The organism is Cupriavidus sp. TMH.W2 (assembly GCF_050847365.1).
Classification (GTDB): domain Bacteria; phylum Pseudomonadota; class Gammaproteobacteria; order Burkholderiales; family Burkholderiaceae; genus Cupriavidus.
Window position 1 is genome coordinate 1,860,136 of record NZ_CP193793.1, and the last position, 15,447, is coordinate 1,875,582.

Sequence of the window (15,447 nt, forward strand, 5' to 3'; positions counted from 1 at the left end):
GTCCACATGAAGGGCTACTAGGCACTATTTCGAGCGGCGATGGCCCGAGGAGAACTACATCGCTGCGAGTTTGGCCGACTGCGAACCAACGTCGTCCGCGAGCAGCCGCGCCAAAGAAAGCCCTTCCTGAGGTAGCCAAAATCGTTCCCCGAAAAGCTTGACCACGCGGCCACTCAATTCCGGTCCCAACCAGGCTCGGCTAGCGTCCGAGATTACCTGCTCAATCCCAGGCGACCGGCGGATGCCAAACTGCAACAGCTTGTCGTACAGGCTAGTGGCAGGAGCCATGACCGTTCCGCTCAAAGCTAACAAGCGTCGCGACAATAGCATCGCTATTTCAAGCCCTTCTTGGTCAAGGTCTCCAAAATATTGAATTCCCTCGCTTCCGCTTCGCTCAACGGCGACGAGAACGGCCTTCGGTGCGCGTGTCACCGCCGCGCCGGATCCAAACGCAATAGATCGATAACGCTTGGCTGTGCCATTCCAGGTAACGAGCGAGTGGTACGTATGAACATTCTCGACGATCAGCAGTGCCCCGCGGGCTTCGGGAAAATCTTCCCGCGGAAGTGGGGGCTCCGGGTTGTAGGCCCCAATAGATGCCAACGGTAGCCGCCCCCAAAGAGTCTCATCCGACACGGCACCGTCCAAGAACTTCTCATCCCCGAATATCTCCAGGGCTCGCTCTCGATATGGGACGCAAAGTGTGAGGCGGTGTCGGTTGGCAATGATGAACTTATTGACCGCCTCAAGCTTCTCCAACAAGTCGCGCCGCGTTACCGCTACGGCAAACTGTAAGTCGGGGACCCAAACAATGTGATCGAAGCTTCGGCGCTCCGATGCAGCCCGAACGACGGTCACCGTCCGTGGCAGCCGGGGAAAGCCAATCGAGTCCCAGGCCGCCTTAGAGTTCGCAAAGGTCAGTACACCCGAAGCCTGGAGGACAGACAGCATCTCAAGCGCCTTAACCCGCCTGTCAGCAAAGCTGATTTCCGGACATGCCTGCTCAACGCCGCCAAGGAACTCGTCCTGTGAAAGTCGTTTGCGAGGAAAGGCTCCGAGCCATGCCTGGAACCGCTCTAGAGCAGTCATGCAGCCCTCGCCTCAGACTTGAAGTTATAGTCCGCCATGCCAATGTGCATCCGTCCGGTAGCCGTGTTCTGGTGGTTCTTTGCCAGTCTAAGGAATCGCTTGAAGACAGACAGTGTTTCGTATTCCTGAATGCCCGTAGCGATGATCAATTGAAGGTTCATGGCATCCGCCAGGCCCAAGATGATCTCCCAAACTGGCCTCGCGGTTGCCTTCGAGAAGGGGTTGTCAAGAATAAGTACACCACCATCGGCCACACGCGATTGCGCCCTTTGCTCGTAACGCAGACGCGCAATGACAAAGTACAGCAGGATGGCCATCGAAATACTCTCCGCACCAGACTTGGACAGTCTTTCGATAGAAACGTACTGCTCGTCCACCATCTCGACGACCTTAAGCAGCTTCAGTCCAAGCTTATGACCGGCCAATTCCATCACCGCACGGGTTGCCAGTGCGGCTCCCGACTCGGGGATGTTTCCGTCTGCCGCCAACTGGCTCATCAAGGGCCCCAAGCGCTCTCGGCGGGCTTCCTTGCTCAGACCAAAGATTGACTTTTGCATCGTCAGGACCGTCCGCCCGGCAACGCGTGGGACATGATTGGGAAGCTTAAGCGTCTCGGTTGCTCGCCTCAAGAGCGATAGCGCGTCGCCGACCAGCTGCGAGAGTTCAGTGACCGCACGCTCGAAGTCTTCGTCCATCTTCGCGAGCTCATCGGAAATTACAGCCTTGCGCTGGACGATGCCATTCTCGATGCGCTCGTAGTCTCCCAGCGCTTCCTCAAGGGTGTTCCGGCGGAGCACATCCGCCAACTCCACGTCCGATTTTTTGAAATCTTCACTCAAAGCAGTCAACCGCACATTCTCGAAGAGATGCTGTGAACGTTTCCACTGCTTCTGGGAATTCTCTGCAGCCAAGCGGTGCTCGTCGCTCAAGCGCGCTGCCTCGTCAACCGCAACAGTTGCGTCCAAGAAAGCATGGTCCAGCAACTGTGCAACAGTTCCTGTTGATTCGAGATTCTCTGGCACGAGCCCCGCAATGGGCTTCATTGCGTTCGAAAACGAATCGACATACTTCTCAAACTCCACAGCTCGTTGCTTGGCTTGCTGAACGGCAGTCTTGGCTTGCGCGACCTCTTCAGTGGCATTGCTGACAGCGACCGACGCCGCGCTAATTGCCTCCACGAGGCCGTCCTCCGATACTTCGTCAATACCGACAATCGAATGCTCGGGATGCTTCCGATTCCTGCGAAAATCATCCAGCTTCTCGCTTGCCGCCCCCTTTTCGGTAAGACAGCGATCCTTTCGCGCCTTCGCGGTATCGACACTGCCTTCCGCTTTGGCACGTTGCTGATTGAAGTTCACGTGAAGAAACACGCTTACCTCTTGCACGGGCAGCCCCGCCCCTACATCTGTGTAGCGTGCATTGGCAGCCGTCAGGCCTTGCTCAACGGCTTCCTTCTTCGCAAGCAATGGTGCCGTCTGCTTTTTTTCGGCGGCTTCAAGGGCATCCCGGGACGCTCTGTACAAAGTCTGCAGTTCCGTAACCGTTCGGGGCTGGGCGTCCAGAACTGCCTTCGCATCGAACTCCTTGTCAACGTCCTGCAACTCAGCCAGCGACAGATAGATGCGCTGTGCCTCCTGCGCGTGTCCGTTCGCACTTACGTTGTGCGCAAGGATCTCTTTCTCGATAGTTGGTTTGGTCGACAGCAACGCGTTCAGCGAGTCGGTAAGCCCGTTCTCTTCGCGACGTTTAGCCTCAACGATACCTTCCCAAGTCGGGATATGTACGTCAAAGTTGGATCGGAAATCCGTGACTTCTCGAATTTGGCCCGCAACGTCCGCCAGTTTCCTCCGCTCTTCATTGGCTGAGCGACGAGCCTGCTCAGCCTTATCCCGTTCGGACCGAATCAGAACGGAAACCTCTTCGAGTTGCTGTCCGCAAGTTTCAGCTCGCGCACGCTCTCTCGTCGCTTCGGCGCTCAATTCTTCGAGCTTCGCTCGACCAAAGTCCTGCAAATAGCTGTCGAGCGCAGTTTTGGCTTTCTGAGCCTCCTCAAGCACACGTCGAGCTTGGTTACGGCCGGCTTCTTGTGCTACAAGCTCTTCTTCGATGCGCTCGCCCTTCCTGGCGGCCGCTTCCAGATTGAAAAGGCTATTTTCTGCCGGCCCCAAGACGATAGACGTGTCGCCCATGGCAGCCGGCTTATCCGTGACCAACGAGACGACTACAGGCCTTGTCAGCCCGGGAAGCGTTGGGACAAGCGTCCTGACTTGGTCCAACTGTTCACGCGTCGGGACAGCAATTCCGAGGAATCTGGCGGGGTCACTCTCTACAAGCGACCGAGCAAGCTCTCCTTCGGGAAACACCGCCGCCAGGTATTGTGCGTAGGCTTGAGTGTTCTTAATTCCGCTCTCGGCAAGTGCGCGGACGATCTTCGTGACTTCAGCATCGCGTCCTGCGAGCCCGGTATCACGAATACTTTGCGCATCCTCATCCAGACGAGCGTAGTCCAGTTCTGCCTGGGTAGCATCGGCCTGGACCCGTTGGATGTGCGCGTCCAAGAGACCACCAAGAACCTCCGAATCTGGATCAGCAACATCTGCACTGATGGCACGACAAATCTGCCGATTCGTCCGCAGCGCGTCCTGCTGTGTCAGGCCCTTCTCCAATTCGCCCTCGAAGCGGCAGGCCGCTGACACGGCTTCCGCCTGGTTGAGCAGAAGAGCTTCCCTTTGTTCTCCGCAGGCACTCGCAGCTTCGTCGGCGGTTACCGCAATCGCATCAAACTCGCCAGCAGCTTGCTCATGTCGCGCCCTATCCTGCTCCAAGCGCACCAGCGCATCACTCGCCGACTCGTCAGGCTGAATAGCCTTACTGTCCTCAAGGCTTCTGCGTCGCCTGGACGCCTCCGTGAGTGATGCGTTTGCAGTAATTCCTTCTTTCTGCGCTGCGGTCCTAAGGTCGAGAATAGCTTTTTCTTCGCCGGCCAGCGATTCAAGCCGTTGGCTGAGCTTACTCGCCTCCTCCTTAGCCTCACCCTCTTCATTGAGCGCCTTTTGGCGAGCACGGACCAGACCTTCGCGTAGCAATGCAGCGCGCTGCCCGCATTCGACTCGAATGGGCGCAACTTCCCCGTTTGCCTTGTCTATGGCGCTCCTCAACTCTGAAACCTCGAGTTTCCGAGCACTTATTTCCGCCAGTATCTCAGCGGCGTTCAGCAAGCGTACATGCCGTTCTGCTCCCTTAAGGGCGTCCGACGCTTCCTGCAGCGCACCCTCTGCACGCCGAAGACCCCGCAGTCGCTGCTCGTCTTCGTAGGCTTCGCCATTCTTCAATGCGCTGACCTTTTTGGTCTCAGCGCTCTCGGCGACCTCGCTTTGCTTGCGTACGAGTTCTTGCTGCTCCGTCCTCAGAGCGGTCTTTTCGCGGACTCGATGCTTCAGCGTCTCGACGGCGCTAGCGATGCGACTCCCGATCTCGTGTTGCTTCAGCACCGCCTCCCCGTACGCGCGCGCAGCGGCTGAAAAAGGCTGGTACACACCTTCGAACCGAAGAAGCTGCCCCATCGCCTCTTCCAGTGGCTTTCGGGTTGAGATGCGTCGGCAATGCGCCGCCACCGCCTCCCGCACCTGGTCAGCTCGACTCGCATCCATCGTCAGCATAAGAAAGCGACGCACAAACTCCCGCTCGTCTTTAAAGGACAGGAAGGCTTCGTCCATCGCACCTTCCTTGCGGTTAAAATCAACCTGGTGCTTCAGCAGTTCGACGTCCAGACCAACCGCCACCAGAGCCTTGGCCCAGTCCGCCTGATTCTGCGTGAAATAGAAGACCTGCTCTCCCCAATCTGCACGCATCTTGTGCAGCCAGGTTACGACATCATCGCGCGATGCCAGAATCTGTTCCGGCCCACAGCGAAGGTTTGGACCAGGAATATCTTCCAGCGTCACCGGACCGGAACCTTGGATCAGGAAGAACCAACGGTCGAGTTCGACTGGCTCGGATGAACGACGAACAACGACGATTTGGCCCGTTATCACGGTCCGTGTGGAACTGGCTAGATCCCCAGGCATCCGCCATTCGAGTGCGATGATGCCTGGCAAGCCGTCCTTGTCGAAGTAGTCTTCAAAGCGCTGTCCGGGGTTGGAAAGCGTTTGCAAGAACTCATCTCGTGCCGTACGAATGCATGAGAAAATCAGAGACAAGAACGTCGTCTTGCCACCCTGATTGACCAGGTTGTAAATGGTATGTGTAGGGTCGTTAGTCGCGCTGTCCGTAAAATCGAGCGGAATGCCGTCGTACCAGGCCAGCTTATGTCCCGCGTTGGCAATGTAAGCGCGCGATAGTTTATGCATGCGGTTTCTCCTGCTCGGCGTTCATAGCCTCTCTTGTTGCAAGGAACAGCCGGCTCGTCGATTCGCGCAGCTGAACAGTAAAACGCCAGTTGGCCGTGTAGCGAGAATTCACACCGTCATCATCTTCGCAGCGAACCAAGCCGGCATCCTGCAAAAGGCGGAACACCATCGACACAAGCCCCTCCAGCGTGCTGGTCGTACGACGCTGCTGCTCGGGACGAGCCTCGGGCTTGAGCAACACACTTTGCCAGCCGGGTTCCAACTCTTTCGGCAATCCTTGCAGCTCCGCAGTACCGCGAGCCGCGAGATGCTGGCAGACGAGTTTGAGAGCGCCAAGCGCCTGGCGCTCGGTGACGGGCGGCGCGTTGTACATTTCGTCGTCCAGTGACTCGCCAGTTGGGTAAAAGTGCGCCGCAATCGCCGTGTGAATTAGCACCACTAGTGCCTTCTCTTCCAAGGTCAATGCCGTCCGCATGTCACCTAGCCGGAAGGCAAAACGGCTTTCGTCGTCAACGGGCATGAGAACCAGACCGCGTGCGGTGCCCGACAGTACTGACAGCGATAGTCCAAGCGCGATTTCCTGGACTAACTCACGAAAGCTTGGCTGCCCTTCATACAGAGCAAGAAGGTCACGGTACTCTTTATCATTTGCTGGCACGAGACGCGCTTGGAGGCCCTTGGCAACTAGACGCGCTGCGCTGCGTGGTGTGATATCAAGATTCATTTTGGTCTCGCCCAACGAAAACGAGTTTTGTGCCAGCAACCAGACTGGTTTCGAAACGACCATCCGTCGATGCATCTACGGGGAAAGGAGACTCATCCCTTGAGAAGGCCCGATACATCATGAAAGTCATATATTCCTGCACGGTCCGCCCGAGTTTCTCCTCTTCAGCGTGTGCGAGGATCTTCGCGATATCGGTCTCACTTCGCTCCCCGAAATGCCGGCGCAAGAAACTCTCTGCGAGCTCGACCTCGGCTTTGGAAAAGCGCGGAGCGGAACCCTCAAGCGGTACCAGATCGCCGACGACCGCGGAAGCCTCCACACTCTGCGACTGGGGCGTCAGCAGCGTCGCAAACATCTGCTCCAAGTGATAGAGCTTAGGTAGACCCACGCCAAAGAGGGCGTGACCATGCACGTCAGCGAAATTGGCGAGCGTCGCGGTTGGCAAGTCCGACAGTTCCGGAAGAACTACCTCTTCGACATTGGGCAAACGGTGTCGCCGGCGAGTTCGAAACAGGCTTCGGGCTGCATCGCGGTAGCGCTTTCCAGCTTCACCAACCAACTGGAGCAAGCGACCTGTGGTCGTCAGCCCTCCTTCTACCGTTTCGCGTAGACGGACGAATTTGTCCCTAGTTCTGGCATCCGATGTGTTGTTCAGGCTGTCAGTTACAGCCTGCAGAAGTTGGTGCTCCTCTTCCATGCGAGCATCAATATGGCTGCGGGCCTGATCCAAACTAGGTGCTAGGTCTTCCTGCCAGCGAACCACATCGGGAACGCGATGCGCCCGTAGCAGTTGAGTGCTGATTTGCTCAAAGTAACGCCTACCTTCGTACAGGGCTCGCTGCGACGCTTCCATCGCCTGGTCAATGTTGCCGCGGCGAATGAACTCGTGGAGCATTTTCTCCATCAGCGCCTGCATGTCGGCGGCGCCAAAGTCGAGCATCCCTAGATAGACAAGGAACCCCTCGTCGGAGACCCGAAAGTAATACTCATCGTCCTCATCTGAGCGCTCGTACCGCAGCAGGAAAAAACTATGCGCACGGGTCTCCCCGGAAATCGCATCGAAGTAGTCGAAGCTGAACTGCTGTGTCTTGTTTTCCGCGTTGTGTACGGTGTCCAGGACCTCACGAGCAATGGTGCGTGCCTGCTCTTCGACGAGCGATGGCTTCATACGCTGCGCAGTCTCTGCTACGTAAGTAATGATCTCGGCGAATGTTCTGCCCATGCCGAGCGCCCCGCCATCCATCACGAATACCAGCAGCGCGAGCACAAGATAGTTGGTATCAAGGCCAGCCCATAAGGCTTCATTGCCATCGGCACGCCGCGATTTCAGTGCGAACTCGAAGAGCGGGCGCATGAGCAGCAGATTTCGCTGTTGGCGCCCCAAATCCAGGGCGGTCGGCCTCTCAAAGCCGGGCGACACGCCGCCGCTGCCCCCTTCGAGAAGATCCTTACGAGCGTCTACGGCAGACATTTGACGAGCGTCCCAGACCATCCCGAGGAGTGCTGGGGAAAGAAGTTATTCGTAGCCAAGACCATTCGTTACTCGAGGGAAATAATATTGACTGTGGAAAAATAGTGACTAGCGGCTACGTGTCAGTCGGCCAAGGCGCCTGGATCTGATGCTGCAGGGCGATTGGCGAGTCCAGTTGTCAACTAGCGTTGTCCGCGACATCTTGCTGAACAACCTTTGATCGTGGGCGTCGGTTCGGCAACTGGCTCAGTGATTCGAATAAGCGCTCGGCGTAGACGTAACCCATCTGCTTCACCTGCTTCGGAGTGAAGTAGAGCCAAGCACATAGGATTGTCAGTGACGCGACCAGCGTTACACCACCGGCGCCGCCAGGGCTTAACAATGCAGAAGCATTGAAAGACAGTGGCCAAAAAGTGACCGCGTGACTGAGTAACAGCCCAGCCGGGATACCAACGCAGCAGGTAGTGATACCCATGGGCTTCATCGCAAGCATGTTTCGATGGAATCCATACGCAATGTTTTCCTTGAGCAACAGCGCATGCTTGCTACCTCTGGTCGCTTCGCGCAACTGCCGCGTTGCCCCGACATACAGTTGGTCAGCCGAAGCAGGGTCTTCTTGCTCATCCTGACGGCTGGGCATCACGATGCCCAGCTTGGCCGTGATCAGGCTGTGATAGCGCGCGGTGCTGTACGGGTCGAGAAAACTGTCTCGATGTCGGAGGATTAACGTCGTTGGCATCCCGCCCCATTCGGACACCAACCGCTCCTCTAGGCGCTTTCCCCGGCCGCGCGCAATGCTCGCTAGCGCGTAAATCGCCCCGCAGCTGGCAACAAGACCAAGCAAAGCAGTCAAGACGGGGTTGCGCGGTCCGAATATCCACAACAGTGGCACGAGCAAAGGCAACGCAGTCAGCAGTCCCGGGAACACGCGAGCCTTTCGCTCATACGGATCGCGCACCTGATTGAAAAGCGCCAGCATGTCCACGTAGCTCCTCTTTTCTTGGCTTACAGACCTTCAGACTGAGGGTTCAGATACGGCGCCAGTTCAGCTCGGTTTTTGAGTACGATTTGTTGGCGAGACGCCCCAGACTCATCTGCGTCCATAACATGGAAACGCCGAAGGAAGTAAAACACCAGCGCATGACGACACTCCAGTACCACGGTGCCGTCTTGCATGCCGTAATCGAGTTCAATCGCGCGCCTCTGGCCCTCTGTCAGTCCAGGGTGTGGCTCCAGGACCAGCCTGAGTATGCGATGCCATTGGTGATCGTCTTCCGCCCCTTTGCCCGGCGTACGCAATTCCTCTAGCTCGGAAATGCGTGCAATCACGAAGTCTCGATAGTCCTGCCTCTCGGAGCAATAGGCGCGAACGTGCCAGCGCGAACCATCGTGCGCGAGCGCATGCGGGGAAACTGTGCGTTCCCGCGGAGTGGCGTGCGACATGGACTGATATTGCATCCGCACCGTCGTCCGCTCCCTGATTGCCCGTAGAAGCATAAGCAGGGTGTCCAGCGCCAACGTCCGATTCGGGCTGGGTACGACGCCTATTTCTGGCCGACTTCCAAGAAAGGTCGCACCCGGTAGCAACACGCCCGCTTCACTGGCAAGCAGTTCGTTCAGATAGCGGGCAGGAACGTCTGCGCCGAACTGCGAGACGAAATTCTTTCCGACCAGATAGGTCTTGCTACTCCCGTCGTAGTCCGCGTTGTCTGGAGCCAACGCTCGATAGCGCGCGATGTCGGCGGACGCTTGGGGGGCCGAGATTCCAAAAAACTCGGTGAGATCGCTACGGTTGATTCGGCCATCCCACTGCAGGCGAAAGTCGATGAACTCGAGCCTTCGCTCCTGCCCCCAACGAGCCACTGACCCGGAAGGCGAAGGAGCTTCCGCGGAGTTTGACTGGGATTGTAAATTTTCCATTCGGCTATTGTCACATACAGAAAGAAACTTTACTATAGAAACTATACGTAAAGTTAATTTACATATAGTTTGTTGTCCATTGGCTCGGCAGTCGCTGTACAAAGTTAACAAAAAGGCACATATGACTCCTGAAATCACCTTCTTCCCCGTTGGAAACGGCGACATGACGCTCATCAGGCTGTCGAGCGGACGCACGATTCTCATTGACACGAATATCCGTCAGGTCTGCGACGGGGTCCGCGACGTGCTGAAAGATCTTCGCGAGCGACTCCGTACGGACGACGAAGGACGCCCGTACGTGGACGTCATGATTCTCAGCCATCCCGACCAGGACCACTGCCGTGGCTTCGAAGCGCACTTCCATATTGGCCCCCTCACCGATTACCCGACCAAGGGCGAGCCATCGAAAATCGTCATCCGCGAGATGTGGTCTTCGCCGCTGGTGTTCCGCCGCGCGTCTAAGAACCACACGCTTTGCGACGACGCCAAGGCGTGGAATCGCGAGGCCAAACGTCGCGTCGCACTTTTCAAGGAAGAAGGGCTCGGCGAGGATGGCGATCGAATCTTGATTCTCGGCGAGGACACCGGGGGTAAGACCGACCAGCTGGGCGAGATTCTCGTCAAGACCGATGCGACGATTACCCGCGTTGCAGGTCATGCCGAGGAAAAGTTCAGCGCCCTGCTTCTCGCACCAATGAATGCCGATGATGAAGTTGACGCCGATAAGCTGTCCAAGAACGAATCGAGCGTCATCATGAATTTCTCGATTGGCACTGGAGCCGTGTCCGACGCTGTGAAGTTCCTGACCGGCGGCGACGCAGAGGTGTACATCTGGGAAAAGCAGTGGAAGCGACACGAGTCGAAAGCAGAGAACCTCACCTACGACCTGCTCCTGTCACCGCACCATTGCTCGTGGCACACGCTTTCGTACGACAGCTGGAGCGAGAAGAAGGAAGACGCCAAAGTTTCGGCCGATGCGCGCAAGGCACTGGCGCAGGCTCGTGCAGGCGCTTACATCGTAGCCAGCAGCTGTCCGATCCTGGACGACGACAACGATCCGCCGTGTATCCGCGCCAAGCGCGAATATGACAGTATTGCGAACGGCGTGAAGGGGCAGTTCATCAATACGTCGACCCATCCGAGCGAAAAAGCGCCCGAACCGATGACTTTTGAGATCACCTCTGGTGGCGTAAAGGCCAAATGGAAATCGTCGGCTGTCCCGCGCACGGCGACGGCGTCTTCCGTACTCGCCAGCACGCCGCTCTCGCATGGCTGATCCCAACCAGAACGCGCTCTCCAAGGCACTGGAGAGCGCTATCAGCGCAATCGACTCACACCCGGCGGTCCAATCGGTTGATAACATCCTTCCCGACGATGCGGGCAGCACCCGGGTCACGGCAACGTTCGCCGTAAACCTGCCTTCGCGAGCTGCGGCCGCAGGACAAAGCGACAACGGTGTGCGGGCCGAAGAACCGGTCGAAATTGTCTTCGACGGGAATTTCCCGGACAGCGCCCCGGCGTTTTTTCTTCGTAGGGACTTTCCCCGCAACCTGCCGCACATCTATGCGCATGCGCTAGGTGACCCGGTTCCACCGTGTCTGACGGTCGGGGACCCCGTCGATGTACTGCACTCGCAGGGAATGTATCGATTGGTATCACAGATGGCAGATTGGCTGGATAAGGCGGCCATTAACGAACTTACCAACAGCTCTCAGGGATGGGAGCCCAGCCGACGCCGGTACTCGCACAGCATCCTGATGGCACACCCAGATGACCTGGTGCCCGCCAATCCGCCGTGGAGTGCCTGGAAGATGTTCCTGGTCTATGGGGTCGGCACCATCAATGACGATCTCTGGCAGACTCGGGACGACAAACTCGCACCGCATCATGGCGCTCTGACCGCTGCGTGGCTCGCTGGACTATTGCGCAAACGTGAGACTAACGATGACGTTCGTAGCGGCCCCGTCCCCGTTGTGGTCTGCTGGCCTGGCGCCACCGGGCCAGCGGGTGCTGCAGTACATGACACCTACCAAGCTGATACCGTCACTACGCTCGCCGAACTAAGTGCTCGCGCCGCGGAATTGGGTTGCGCCACGTCGTTTCAAAACTTCGTAAGCAATTTCAATGCCCTCGCCAGGAATGTGCGCGACCGCCAGTCGCTTGACCTTTGCTTCATATTCCCGATCCGTCGTCCGTTGCACATTATCGGCCAACAGTCATGCTACGAGATGCTGGCCTATCGTACTATCCTCCAGCTTCCAGGGACTCTGAAACTAGATTCCGCTCATACCGTGAAAGCGGTTGCGATGCTTACTCCCGTTTCCTCCGAACTCTTGCAGAGAACGTCCGGAATACCCGTTGATGTTCGCCCTCGCAGGCAATGGAATTTCGTGGGATGCGGAAGCCTTGGGTCAAAAGTCATCATGCACTTGACTCGTGCCGGCATACGTCCGTCGCTATTAGTCGACCGCACCGTGTTCCTTGCGCACAATACCGCCCGCCACGCATTGCTTCCTAGCGCCCCCACCTGGCGCACCAAGGCTAACTTGATGGCAGACGTAGTCGCCGATTTCAAAATGGATAGTCCGGCAGTGTTCGCCAAGGACGTCCGCGCCCTCCCCGCCAAGTACGAGAAGTACCGGACCAAGCTTTGGAATCCTGACGCTTTCGTGGTTAATACGACTGGATCGCCAGCCGCGCGTAGTTTTCTGACCGGGCAACCCTTCACTGCACGCGTCATTGAAGCGGCCTTGGTCAACAAGGGTTCCGGCGCCTACCTTACTATCGAAGGACCCGCACGTAGCCCGAACACCAGCGAGCTCATGTATCACAGCTACGAGCGCATGCGCGAACACGGCCTTTTGCGCGAATCACCTTCTATCAATGACAGCGCGCTGACAGTTGGCGTCGGCTGTCACTCCGTTACCATGCCAATATCGGATGCGCGTATTTCGCTGGCGGCAGCAAGTGTGGGCCAGAAACTGCTAAATATCGAGGTCCAAGGACCACCAGAAACAGCGAGTGCAGCCGTTGCTGTCGTCGGAAACGATGGCATGTCGGCGTCTTGGCAAAGTGAGACCGTCGGCCAGACGAACGTTGCACGCGTCTACGATACCGAAGGGTGGACCGTCCGAGTACTTGAGCATGCCCATCTGCAGATCCTAGAAGACGTGGCACGTTATCCTGGCCGTGAGACGGGCGGACTTATCGTTGGTGGTATCTGCTCAACGACACGGGAAATCTACATTACGTCGGTCTTGCCAGCGCCAATTGATAGTCAGCGCTCGGCGGGACGATTTGTGTTGGGCGTGGAAGGCCGTGCTGCATCCATCCAGGTGTACGAGGAATCCGCAGGAGGCACCCTCTGGTGTCTAGGTACCTGGCACAGCCATCTCGAACCGAGCGGACCGTCGCAGATGGATAAAGATACGGCCAAGCTTCTGGATGGAGAGCTCCGGCACGCAGCCGTTTTGCTGATTCGCCACCCAGAAGGGTATGCCGCCCTAGTGCGCGACGGGGCACCGTAGATTCGGCCTCCGCCCACCATAAACCGGCGCCTTCACACGTGTATGGTGCGCTACTGGGGGACGGCTAGCACCCTGCGCGGACCGCAAATTGGCGCCGATTACCAACGTGGTGCTGGCCATCATCGCCGTCGTACAGATTCTTCTCGTGCTCAACGCGAATGAATCAGCACGAATCTCCGCGAATGCTGCCGTGAGAGCGGCCGACACAAGTACACAGGCAAACAATTTGAGCCGGCAATCCCTCATTGCGGACCAAAGACCGTGGATCGCCGTATCGTTCGAACCTGCCGGGCCCATCACATGGCCCGCAGGCGGGTTGCAAATTTCTTACAAGGACACTCTCAAGAACATCGGGAAGAGCCCTGCTTTGAATCTGAAGCACGTCCAAGGCATCGCACTTGCCCTGGACATTGACTTGCCGGAGCAGGCCTCGCTGCGTCGACTGATAGCAGCAAACAACACTGGCGCCATCAACCTCATGCCTGGCGAAGAGATCCAAGTAATTGGACACATTCAAAGGAGCAGGGACGAAGTAACACGGTCGGCTGCCGCTTGGGCCGGCGACGGCCCAAGCGGCAGCCGACCGGTGCTCATTGGCGCGGCGGACTACAAGACATCCTTCGACGACGAAGTACGCACCACGGGCTTCATCTATGAAGTGGGATTCTGGGATCCTGCGAAAGGGATTACGGTGACAGCGATGGATCCTCTGGCGGACGGGGAAATCCCACCAGAGCGGGTCCGCATCCGCCGCCGCCCAAATATCGACGCGCCAGTAAACTAGGCCCTATTTGGGTCAGATGGACGCATGCGTAGCCAATGCTCTGTCCGTGGCATCGACAAGAGCCTTTAGAAAGCGAATCGCCTTCTCCAACTCCTCTCGCCTGACGAGGTGCGGAGGCGGAGCGCCTTGGACTACCGGCCGCGCGCGATGTGCTGCGTCTCCTCGCTTGCCGATGAGGTCATCCAGCGTCTTCTTTACTCGAGCGCGATCAAACTGCGGCCAATCCCAGAACTCGGTAACGTCGATACCAGCGTACTCTTGGAACAGACGCTTGGTCTTGTCGGTGTTAGGATTGTGGAATCGCTTCAATTCATCCTCGAGCCTTCGCCTCACGAAGTCTCCCACCGGGCTTCCCGAAATCATCTTCAGCCTGACGTGCATCTCCTCCCGGATTCTGTCCTCAACATATGTCTCCCAGGCCGTTAGCGCCATAATCAGGCCTGCTCGCTTCAGTACTTCAGCGCTATCAGGCGGTGGCTTCGAATTCATGGAATCAAACAGCGACAGCAACACCTCCGCATCCATAATGGCACTGGCGAACGTGTTCTTTGCGCGGGATGTGGATAGCATATGCCGCTTGATGTGAGGGTGGGATGCTAGGCCATGCGGCGACACGGCCTAGCAGTGTCACAAGCGTGGAGAGTATCGTTATTCTTCCGCGATCAAGAACCGATTCGGGTTCTTTCCCAGCCATGCCGGGGCACGGCCTCGACCCGACCAAGTCGCGCCAGTCTTTGGGTCACGATACTTCGGGGGCAGCGGCTCCCTTGCTGCCTTGGCGGCTCCAGTGCCAGCGGGACGACCACGGCGGCGCTTGCCTTGAATGTCCTCGAGGGACAGACCGTATTGCTCCATCAGCGTGCGGATCTGCTCAATGACCCCTGCCACTTCCGTTGCGCGGACTTCTGCGAGTTGAGCTTCCAGAGCTTCCTTCTGTGCCAGCAGTTGCTTGTAGGTTGCCATGCGGACTTCTCCTTGTGGATCCATCGCGATGATAACCTGATTGGAGCAGCGTCAAACGCGGTTTCCATTTTTTGCAGTGGCGGTTGCGAGCGGCTACCTTAGAACTTTAAGAAGACGAAGGGATACGCTCCGAACACGAACAGGATTGCCGACAGCCACCCTGATAGTTCCGCGCCTCTGAACCACAATTTACCAGCGGTAGTATCCTTCAGGAGTTCTTTTGCTTCGGGCTGCCGTGGCCCGGGATGAGTATCCCAAATCCTAAGCCTAGCATCGAGGTCCTTCATTCGTGCAAGCGCACCGAGAGAATTGAAGTACATATCGAGAACGGCGAACGCTAGGCCGACCGCAAAGAACACAGCCGAGGGCACTCCCAGCAAACCGGACACCTTCTTGGCGGCGTCAGTACTTGCATAAAGGGCGGCAGCGCCTGCCAGCCCTGCACCATTCACGAACGCCAAGTGCTTTACGGTTTCAATTGTCCAGACGTTGTGCTCGGAACGATGATCTTCGCGCCAAGCTACCGCTGCGGTACGAATCCTCCCTCTGTATTCCCTCACACCGACATCATCATGGTCCATTTGAATCTCATGTACTTGAAAACGAAACGAAGCAGCTGC

The 15,447-nt window shown here is 57.4% G+C and carries 12 protein-coding genes; 3 read left to right on the forward strand and 9 right to left on the reverse strand.

Annotation, left to right across the window (positions count from 1 at the left end):
* Window positions 1–54: 54 nt before the first annotated feature.
* The 6 genes from ACREYQ_RS25915 to ACREYQ_RS25940 form a co-directional block, all read right to left on the reverse strand.
* Window positions 55–1,089: a Wadjet anti-phage system protein JetD domain-containing protein gene (locus ACREYQ_RS25915; protein ID WP_432260843.1), complete on the reverse strand. Its 1,035-nt coding sequence runs from the start codon at window positions 1,087–1,089 to the stop codon at window positions 55–57.
* Entirely contained in the window at window positions 1,086–5,438 is a 4,353-nt protein-coding gene (locus ACREYQ_RS25920; protein WP_432260844.1) for a hypothetical protein, read from the reverse strand. The genes ACREYQ_RS25915 and ACREYQ_RS25920 overlap by 4 nt, the downstream gene beginning before the upstream one ends.
* Window positions 5,431–6,162, reverse strand: a complete 732-nt coding sequence (locus ACREYQ_RS25925; RefSeq protein WP_432260845.1) for a hypothetical protein — start codon at window positions 6,160–6,162, stop codon at window positions 5,431–5,433. The genes ACREYQ_RS25920 and ACREYQ_RS25925 overlap by 8 nt, the downstream gene beginning before the upstream one ends.
* The gene (locus ACREYQ_RS25930) at window positions 6,152–7,633 is read right to left on the reverse strand and encodes a hypothetical protein (protein ID WP_432260846.1); all 1,482 of its coding nucleotides are present in this window, start codon (window positions 7,631–7,633) and stop codon (window positions 6,152–6,154) included. Before ACREYQ_RS25930 ends, ACREYQ_RS25925 begins: the two co-directional genes overlap by 11 nt.
* Window positions 7,634–7,811: 178 nt before the next feature.
* Window positions 7,812–8,612 (reverse strand): hypothetical protein, encoded by an 801-nt coding sequence (locus ACREYQ_RS25935; RefSeq protein WP_432260847.1) that lies wholly within the window; start codon window positions 8,610–8,612, stop codon window positions 7,812–7,814.
* A gap of 26 nt (window positions 8,613–8,638) precedes the next feature.
* Window positions 8,639–9,553, reverse strand: coding sequence for a helix-turn-helix transcriptional regulator (locus tag ACREYQ_RS25940; protein ID WP_432260848.1), 915 nt, complete (start codon window positions 9,551–9,553; stop codon window positions 8,639–8,641).
* 121 nt (window positions 9,554–9,674) lie between these two features.
* On the opposite strand from ACREYQ_RS25940, the gene ACREYQ_RS25945 reads away from it, so the two are divergent.
* From ACREYQ_RS25945 to ACREYQ_RS25955, 3 genes are all read left to right on the forward strand, one after another.
* Window positions 9,675–10,829 (forward strand): metallohydrolase, encoded by a 1,155-nt coding sequence (locus tag ACREYQ_RS25945; protein ID WP_432260849.1) that lies wholly within the window; start codon window positions 9,675–9,677, stop codon window positions 10,827–10,829.
* A complete protein-coding gene (locus tag ACREYQ_RS25950) occupies window positions 10,822–13,080 on the forward strand; it encodes a Mov34/MPN/PAD-1 family protein (RefSeq protein WP_432260850.1) in 2,259 nt (752 codons plus the stop codon). Before ACREYQ_RS25945 ends, ACREYQ_RS25950 begins: the two co-directional genes overlap by 8 nt.
* Window positions 13,081–13,168: 88 nt before the next feature.
* The gene (locus tag ACREYQ_RS25955) at window positions 13,169–13,864 is read left to right on the forward strand and encodes a hypothetical protein (protein WP_432260851.1); all 696 of its coding nucleotides are present in this window, start codon (window positions 13,169–13,171) and stop codon (window positions 13,862–13,864) included.
* 12 nt (window positions 13,865–13,876) lie between these two features.
* On the opposite strand, the gene ACREYQ_RS25960 is transcribed toward ACREYQ_RS25955, so the two are convergent.
* The 3 genes from ACREYQ_RS25960 to ACREYQ_RS25970 form a co-directional block, all read right to left on the reverse strand.
* Window positions 13,877–14,434, reverse strand: a complete 558-nt coding sequence (locus ACREYQ_RS25960; RefSeq protein WP_432260852.1) for a HEPN domain-containing protein — start codon at window positions 14,432–14,434, stop codon at window positions 13,877–13,879.
* Between the two features lie 78 nt (window positions 14,435–14,512).
* Window positions 14,513–14,827 (reverse strand): H-NS family nucleoid-associated regulatory protein, encoded by a 315-nt coding sequence (locus tag ACREYQ_RS25965; protein WP_432260853.1) that lies wholly within the window; start codon window positions 14,825–14,827, stop codon window positions 14,513–14,515.
* Between the two features lie 98 nt (window positions 14,828–14,925).
* Window positions 14,926–15,408: a hypothetical protein gene (locus ACREYQ_RS25970; protein WP_432260854.1), complete on the reverse strand. Its 483-nt coding sequence runs from the start codon at window positions 15,406–15,408 to the stop codon at window positions 14,926–14,928.
* Between the last annotated feature and the right edge of the window lie 39 nt (window positions 15,409–15,447).

What these genes read in the sequence shown, in the direction of transcription:
- ACREYQ_RS25930 (WP_432260846.1), bottom strand. Translation starts at nt 7,633, where the DNA reads ATGTCTGCCGTAGACGCTCGTAAGGATCTTCTCGAAGGGGGCAGCGGC.
- ACREYQ_RS25945 (WP_432260849.1), top strand. Translation starts at nt 9,675, where the DNA reads ATGACTCCTGAAATCACCTTCTTCCCCGTTGGAAACGGCGACATGACG.
- ACREYQ_RS25940 (WP_432260848.1), bottom strand. Translation starts at nt 9,553, where the DNA reads ATGGAAAATTTACAATCCCAGTCAAACTCCGCGGAAGCTCCTTCGCCT.
- ACREYQ_RS25950 (WP_432260850.1), top strand. Translation starts at nt 10,822, where the DNA reads ATGGCTGATCCCAACCAGAACGCGCTCTCCAAGGCACTGGAGAGCGCT.
- ACREYQ_RS25960 (WP_432260852.1), bottom strand. Translation starts at nt 14,434, where the DNA reads ATGCTATCCACATCCCGCGCAAAGAACACGTTCGCCAGTGCCATTATG.
- ACREYQ_RS25970 (WP_432260854.1), bottom strand. Translation starts at nt 15,408, where the DNA reads ATGGACCATGATGATGTCGGTGTGAGGGAATACAGAGGGAGGATTCGT.
- ACREYQ_RS25915 (WP_432260843.1), bottom strand. Translation starts at nt 1,089, where the DNA reads ATGACTGCTCTAGAGCGGTTCCAGGCATGGCTCGGAGCCTTTCCTCGC.
- ACREYQ_RS25935 (WP_432260847.1), bottom strand. Translation starts at nt 8,612, where the DNA reads ATGCTGGCGCTTTTCAATCAGGTGCGCGATCCGTATGAGCGAAAGGCT.
- ACREYQ_RS25920 (WP_432260844.1), bottom strand. Translation starts at nt 5,438, where the DNA reads ATGCATAAACTATCGCGCGCTTACATTGCCAACGCGGGACATAAGCTG.
- ACREYQ_RS25965 (WP_432260853.1), bottom strand. Translation starts at nt 14,827, where the DNA reads ATGGCAACCTACAAGCAACTGCTGGCACAGAAGGAAGCTCTGGAAGCT.
- ACREYQ_RS25925 (WP_432260845.1), bottom strand. Translation starts at nt 6,162, where the DNA reads ATGAATCTTGATATCACACCACGCAGCGCAGCGCGTCTAGTTGCCAAG.